The following is a 6,894-nucleotide window of genomic DNA, read 5'->3' on the forward strand; positions in this document are numbered from 1 at the left end:
GAGAGGGGAGCCAGCTCTATATCCTTATATCCTTCACGCCACAGCCGCGTCGGCGAGCGCCTGCTCGCGCATCGCGGTCTCGGCCACGATCTTCTTGCGGTTGTACCACATGAGCGCCGCGCAGATCACCACGCATACCGCGGCTCCGATCCACTTGAGCGCGCCCAGGTTGTACAGGATCCACGCCAGCGGGTTGCCTGCGTAGTCGAAGCTGGCCACGGCGTTGGTGCCGTCGGGCAGCGTCACGCCGGAGGCCACGGCGGCCTTGGTAAACACGGAGGCGAGCGCGGTCGCGGAGTAGTCGCCGATCACGAGCGCCACCATGCCGATGATGAACGTGCGGAACACGTTGCCCTTGGTGATCGGCACCACGAGCGGGAAGATGTACATCGCGCCCGCCAGGGATGCGATGGGCAGGAACTGGTTGCCCGGCAGCACCACGGACAGGAACAGGATGAACGGCACCACGAGCACCGAGCACACCATGATGGTCGGGTCGCCCACCACGATGGACGGGCTCAGGCCGATGAGGAAGTCAACCTTGCCCTTGAACTTCTTGGCCAGCAGCTTCTTGACGGCTTCGGTGATCGGCAGCAGGCCTTCTCCGAACAGGCCGGAGATGCGCGGGATGAGCAGCATCACGGCACCGATGTTCACGGCGAGCTTGAGGATGGCGGTCACGTCGTACTGGGCGAGGATGCCGAGCACGGCTCCGATCACGGTGCCCAGGAACAGCGGTTCGCCAATGAAGCCGAGCTTCTCCTGCAGCTTCTTGGCGTCCCAGTCGATCTTGTTGATGCCGGGGCACTTCTCCATCAGCCAGTTGAGTACGTGCGCGATCGGCGCGTACGGAGCGCACACCGGTACCGGGAAGGCGATGCCGTTGACCTTGTCATGGCCGTAGTACGCCAGCACACGCTTCGATTCGATGTCGCCGATGCAGTTGATGATGATGAAGTTCACGGCCACGATGAACAGGGACCAGCCGAAGCTGTTGGTCACCAAGTACACCAGCGCGCCGATGAAGGCATAGTGCCAGTAGTTGAACAGATCCATGGCGATGGTCTTGGTGGTCTTGGTCAGCAGCATCACCACGTTGAGCGCCAGGCCGAACGGGATGACCAGTGCGCCGACCTGCGAGCTGTAGGCCACCTGGGAGGCGGCCGGCCAGCCGATGTCCAGCACGTTGAGGTGCAGCCCGTAGAGTTCCACGATCTTGTTGATGACCGGGCCGAGATTGTCCGTCAGCAGTGTGGTGACGATGCTCAGGCCCACGAACGCCACGCCGACGGTCAGGCCGGACTTCAGTGATTTGGCGAAGCCGAGGCCCACGCAGGTGCCGATGATGGTGAAGATGATGGGCATCATCACCGATGCGCCCAGGCCCAGAATCCAAGTAATGACTTGCATGTGTAATATTCCCCCTGTGTTTGGCCCCCTCGGTCGGCTCCGGATCGGCTCCCCTCATTGAGGGGAGCTGGCACGCGGAGCGTGGACCGAGGGGAGGCCTTAAAAAGTCAGTACAGCTTCTCGAAGATGTCCAGCACGGCGGCCTCATCCAACGGCACGAAGTTGTTGCGCATCAGACGGGTCTGGGTCTCGATCACGCGGTGGCCCCACACGGGCAGCTCCTCGCGCGTGACCCCGTATTCATGCAGGGCCTTCTTGGGCAGCAGCTGGTTGATGAGCGCCTCCAGCTCGTCGTATACATCGGCCGCATCGCATTCGAGGATGCCGGCGATGAAGGCGTTGAGCGTGGCGATCTCGCCGTCCGACCTGATCTCCATGTACTTGCGCAGCACGCCGGTGAACATCGCGTAGTTCGATTCGCCATGCGCCACATGGTAGTTGCCGCCGAGCTGGTAGCTCAGGGCGTGCACGGCAGCGCAGCCGCCGGTGCCGAACGCGATGCCGGCGTACGTGGAGGCCAGGAGGAAGTCGCCCATGAGCGCGTTGCGCGCCTCGAGCCCACCAGCAGCCACCTTGCGGTAGCCGGACAGGATCATGCGCACGGCCTCGTAGCCGAACATCTTGACGATGGGCGTGGAGTTGGGCGAAAGAATCGACTCGACCGAATGGCACAGCGCGTCGATGGAGCTGGTGGCGAACACGTAGTTCGGCAGGCCGTGCAGCAGTTCGGGGATGAGCACGGCGGAGTCGCCGTACATGGCCGGACAGCCCATGCCCACCTTGGTGCCGAGCTTGGTGCGGTTGATGGAGGCAAGCATGGTGACTTCGGAGCCGGTGCCGCAGGTGGTGGGCACGAGCACGAGGTCCACGCTACGGCTCAGGTTAGGCAGGTGGTCGAAGATCTCGTCCACGCTCATACCGCCGGAGCAGGCCACCACCTTGGCCACGTCCATCACCGCGCCGCCGCCCACGGCCACCACGCGCTTGGCGTTGTCGAGGTCGGCGTCCTTGATCATGGCGTTGATCATGTCATCAGTGGGTTCGGAGGTGCCGTACGAGTCGACGAGCAGCACCTGCGCGCCTGCGGCAACGTCCTTCAGGTAGGTGTCATAGATGACCTTGACCGAGAAGATCAGGTCGCCCTCGCCCACGTGGAATTCCTCGGCGAATTCCTTGACCGTGGCGTTCGAGTACAGAGTGGGTCCAACTTCGATAAGCTTCATTGCTTTCCGTTTCCTTGTGATTGAGTGGGTATTCCCCTCAGCCGTCCGCGGCAGCCTCCCACGAAAGGGAGCCGATCTCGCATGCCGTATGACCAAAATCGGCTCCCCTCCCTGAGGGGAGCTGGCGGCAAAGCCGACTGAGGGGAGCACCCGTGTTGGAGGGGGAAAATTACGTGTACAGACGGCTCTGTTAAACCAAAATCGACATGGTCCTCATTCTTCCTTGTCCGGGAAGCCGTCGGCAAAGCCGACTGAGGGGTAGTCAGGCTGGATTCGCGTCAATCTTGGTTTCACAGAGCTGCATAGGCTTGGCTCTCCTTGGTTGAGGAGCCGTCAGCCCTTGCGGGCGATCGCGCGCTTCGCCGCGGCCACGGTGTCCTCCACGGTCAGTCCGTACTGCTCCGCGAGGTACTCCAGCGATCCCACCTGGCCGAACCGGTCGTGGATGCCGATAAGCTCCATCGGCACCGGCGCGTTGCTTACCACGGTCTCGCTGACCGCCGCTCCCAGACCGGTGGTGATGTTGTGGTTCTCGGCCACCACGATCGCGCCGGTCTCCTTGGCGGCCTTGATCACGGCCTCATCGTCCAGCGGCTTCCAGGTGAACATGTCGAGGATGCGCGCGCGGATGCCCTCGCCGGCGAGGATGTCGGCGGCCTTCATGGAGTTGGCCACGCACAGGCCGGAGGCGATGATGGTCACGTCGGCGTCGGCGTCATCGCGCACGGTCACGGCCTTGCCGATCTCGAATTCGGTGCCGTCCTCGTAGATCTTGGTGCTTTCCCTACGGACCAGACGCATGTACTGCATGCCGTAGTTGTCCGCCATCCAGCCCATGACCCACTTGAGCATGGTGATGTCGGTGGGCTCGATGATGGTCATCTGCGGGATGCCGCGCATGATGCCCATGTCCTCGAACGGCATGTGGGTGCCGCCGTTGGTCTTGGCGGTGATGCCGGGGTCGGAGCCGATGAGCTTGACGTTCGCCTTCGAGTACGCGCCGGAAATGAAGATCTGGTCGGTGGCTCGACGGGACATGAACGTGGCGAAGGTGTGCGCGAACGGGATCTTGCCGGCCAGCGAGAGGCCCACGGCCACGCCGACCATGTTGGCCTCCTGGATACCGCAGTCCACGGTGCGCTCGGGGTACTTGGCCAGGAAGGGCTTGGTGCCCATCGCACCCATAAGATCGGCGTCGAGCACCATGAGTTCGGGATGGGTTTCGGCCAGTTCGATGAGACGGTCGCAGAACGCGGCGCGCATCTCCTGGGTTTCGGGTTTGAGTTCCTTGACGATCATTGTGATATGTCCTTTTTATGTATTGGCTTCGCTGCGCCGGATACGGTGCATGGGATCTTTCCCGGCCTTCCCTGCCCGTTCGAGGGGCTGTCCGCATAACAACGGACCGGGGAGCAGCGCTGAATCGGCACCGATTCCGAGGCACGAGAGCGTAGGTTTTATCTGCTTTCAGACACTAAGTGGCGGCGACTATGTTCCGTTTTCGCTCAAATCGCGTCGTAGTGGCTCTGCAGCTCCGCAAGCGCCTCTTCGAGCTGTTCGTGGGAGACGGCGGGCGCGTGGCTGTTCGTCTTGCCCTGAATCTCGCTCCATCCCAGGCCCTTGATGGTGTTGAGGATGATCATGCTCGGTTTGCCGGTGGTCTGCGTCTTGGCGGTTTCGATGGCCTCGTGGATGGCGACCACGTCGTTGCCATCCTCCAGGTTCTGCACGAACCAGCCGAAGTCCTCGAACTTGGCGGCCATGTCACCCATGGCGCAGATGTCGTCACAGAAGCCGTCGAGCTGGAGTTTGTTGTAATCCACGAAGGCGATGAGGTTGTCCAGGTGATGCTGCGGTGCGAACAGTGCCATCTCCCAGACCTGACCCTCCTGCGATTCGCCGTCGCCGAGGATGAGGTATACGTTGTTCGGCTTCTTGTCGAGCTTGAAGGCAAGCGCCATACCAGCCGCGACCGATCCGCCTTGGCCAAGGGAACCGGCGGACATGTCGATGCCGGGGACCAGCAGTCGATCCGCATGGCTGGGCAGGTGGGTGCCGTTCTTGTTCATGGTCTTGAGCCATTCCATCGGGAAGAAGCCCTTGAGCGCCAGCGTGGCGTACAGCGCGGGGGCGCAATGGCCCTTGGAGAGCACCAGTCGGTCTCGCTCCTCCCACTGCGGGTTCGCGGGATCATACTTCATCTCGTTGCTGTACAGCACGGAGAGCACGTCTGCCACGGACATCGATCCGCCCACATGGCCCAGGCCGAATTCGGCGATGCATTTGATGGCTTCCATGCGAATACGCCATGAGAAGCGCTGCATCTCCTTAATCTGATCATCCGTCAGTTTCTCAGTCATGATATATCCCCCTCCATTGGTGAATATTCTCATTGATTGTTTTTCTTTATGTCGAACACCTTTGCTCGACTAGCAGAATCAAAGTCTAGTTATCGAGAATATTTATAGCAAGCTGTTACCTATACCGCGTGTCGCAAATCAGACAACAGCTCCTGTTATTGAGAAAACAGATGAAATCTATGCCGAAGTGCCCCATCAAAATCGCATCAAACGGAATCTGCGTTCCTGAGCGTATTCGAGCGATATCCTCCGCCGCATAGCCGTCGGCGTCTCTCCGCTGTGCCCTATCGTCCATCAGCGGTCATTGGGGTACAGAACCGAATGCCTTCTGTACTCAAACGACCGCAAAACGTCCTCCCAGCGGTCTTTTGAGTCTAGAAGCCTGCGATTTCTATGCCGGAACGACCGCAAATACCCGTTCTGACGTCCTTTTCAGTACAGAAGCACACACTTTCTGTACTGAAAAGACCGCAAATCACCGTTCCAGCGGTTCTCGGCGACTATCGCACCAGTAGGGTATGACTGTCGGAATCGTAATCAAGACCTGGTTCCAGCCACGGGAACTGGTGACGGGTCTTGCCATCGTCGAATGCGCGGCGTTGCTCGGCGGTTACATCATGCACCGCATCAAGCCTAATCATGCCATCCTCCACAGTGAAGACGGCGAGATGCGGCACTTTTTCGACTTCCGTGAGTACGGCGAACGTACGGTCAGTGTCCCTCTGGAACAGGATATGGTCAATGGTACTGATCCAGGGGTCTCCCTCCGCATCGGTGGTATCAGGCTGTGCCACAAGACGCATACCTTCCCACGCACTACGCACGGCCAGCAAACCGTCAGGACGCCCATGCAAACGAACCCACAAGTACACGGACGTGCACGCCACCGGTACAACGCTCCAGATGAAGAACAACAATGCCTTGTAGAGTCCGTCGGGTATATCGCCGTGTAACGTGCCATGGATAAAAGCTTCAAGCGGGCCGACACAGATACCGACCAGCAAGCATCCCAGGCACCAGGAGACGAACAGCACCGTGCCCCATCCATGACGACGTCGCAACCACAACAGATGCGCAAGACGCGCGTTGCCGGGAACCCTGTTATCGGACATGCCTTCATAGTGCCACCGCAAGGTGAACGGAGCATAGCGCAAGAGTGTGGTGTGGGCGCTGACTTAGCTCCATGCTCTGTTGAGCCGAGATTGATATGGATTTCATCGGACCACCCATCGGGCTGCCCCTCAGTCGGCTTCGCGGCCAGCTCGTCCCGCAATCACGGACGGACCCCGTTCGCGTTCCGCCGGCTCGGTCGTCGTCTCGCAATCGCCTGCAGGCAGCTCCGCTGCTTGTTCCACGGCGATTCCCGGCAAGGGGAGCCAAGAATAAGGGGCATGCCGGTCTTGGTTTAACGGAGCCCTAGCTCAATGCATTTCACCTATAGTTCCGTGTTTTTGTGTTGTGTCCGTGGTGTGCGTAGGGTCCCCTGGGTGTCGTGTACCCGCCTGGTTTTCCGCGTTTGTGTTTGGGTATGTGAAGGGGCCCCTTGGATTATTGTTGGGGTGATATGAGTGGAGCCCCGGTACCGTGTGGGTATCGGGGCTCCTGTAACGTGTGAATGCGGCGGTGTGCTACTCTCCCACACCCTGTCGGGTGCAGTACCATCGCCGTGCCAGGCCTTAGCTTCCGGGTTCGGAATGGGACCGGGCGTCTCACCTGGGCCATGACCGCCGCAAATCTTGAATTATCGGTCAGGAAACATTGTTCCTGCCGGTATTGTGGCGGTTTGGGAACCGGATAGGGGACGCGATGTCGATCTTTGGTTTTGCGGATTCGCCTGACATTCCTTGATGCCTGGGCGGTCCGAGCGCAGTATCGGGACCTCCATGTTTGGAGGGTGTGTG

At 60.3% G+C, this 6,894-nt stretch carries 5 protein-coding genes and 1 rRNA gene; all 6 read right to left on the reverse strand.

All coding sequences use genetic code 11. The annotated features are described in order from the left end of the window. Window positions 1-33: 33 nt before the first annotated feature. The 6 genes from KIH81_RS03335 to rrf all read right to left on the reverse strand — a co-directional run bounded on the left by KIH81_RS03335 (window position 34) and on the right by rrf (window position 6,725). On the reverse strand, window positions 34-1,410 hold the full coding sequence (locus KIH81_RS03335) for a PTS galactitol transporter subunit IIC (RefSeq protein ID WP_214304055.1): 1,377 nt from the start codon (window positions 1,408-1,410) through the stop codon (window positions 34-36). 107 nt (window positions 1,411-1,517) lie between these two features. Then, window positions 1,518-2,633, reverse strand: a complete 1,116-nt coding sequence (locus tag KIH81_RS03340; RefSeq protein WP_214304056.1) for a 4-hydroxybutyrate dehydrogenase — start codon at window positions 2,631-2,633, stop codon at window positions 1,518-1,520. A 333-nt stretch (window positions 2,634-2,966) separates the two neighbouring features. Then, window positions 2,967-3,932 (reverse strand): transketolase family protein, encoded by a 966-nt coding sequence (locus KIH81_RS03345; RefSeq protein WP_214304057.1) that lies wholly within the window; start codon window positions 3,930-3,932, stop codon window positions 2,967-2,969. Between the two features lie 206 nt (window positions 3,933-4,138). Further along, window positions 4,139-4,993 (reverse strand): transketolase, encoded by an 855-nt coding sequence (locus KIH81_RS03350; RefSeq protein WP_214304058.1) that lies wholly within the window; start codon window positions 4,991-4,993, stop codon window positions 4,139-4,141. Between the two features lie 500 nt (window positions 4,994-5,493). Beyond that, window positions 5,494-6,105 carry a hypothetical protein gene (locus tag KIH81_RS03355; RefSeq protein ID WP_214304059.1) on the reverse strand — a complete coding sequence of 204 codons (612 nt, stop codon included), beginning with the start codon at window positions 6,103-6,105 and terminating at the stop codon, window positions 5,494-5,496. Window positions 6,106-6,608: 503 nt separating this feature from the next. Further along, window positions 6,609-6,725, reverse strand: a 5S ribosomal RNA gene (rrf, locus tag KIH81_RS03360). Window positions 6,726-6,894 lie beyond the last annotated feature (169 nt).

The sequence above is a fragment of the Bifidobacterium miconisargentati genome (assembly GCF_019331675.1).
GTDB lineage: Bacteria > Actinomycetota > Actinomycetes > Actinomycetales > Bifidobacteriaceae > Bifidobacterium > Bifidobacterium miconisargentati.

Bases quoted from the DNA above. Each gene is read 5' to 3' on its own strand.
- KIH81_RS03355 (WP_214304059.1), bottom strand. From the start codon at position 6,105: ATGTCCGATAACAGGGTTCCCGGCAACGCGCGTCTTGCGCATCTGTTG.
- KIH81_RS03340 (WP_214304056.1), bottom strand. From the start codon at position 2,633: ATGAAGCTTATCGAAGTTGGACCCACTCTGTACTCGAACGCCACGGTC.
- KIH81_RS03335 (WP_214304055.1), bottom strand. From the start codon at position 1,410: ATGCAAGTCATTACTTGGATTCTGGGCCTGGGCGCATCGGTGATGATG.
- KIH81_RS03345 (WP_214304057.1), bottom strand. From the start codon at position 3,932: ATGATCGTCAAGGAACTCAAACCCGAAACCCAGGAGATGCGCGCCGCG.
- KIH81_RS03350 (WP_214304058.1), bottom strand. From the start codon at position 4,993: ATGACTGAGAAACTGACGGATGATCAGATTAAGGAGATGCAGCGCTTC.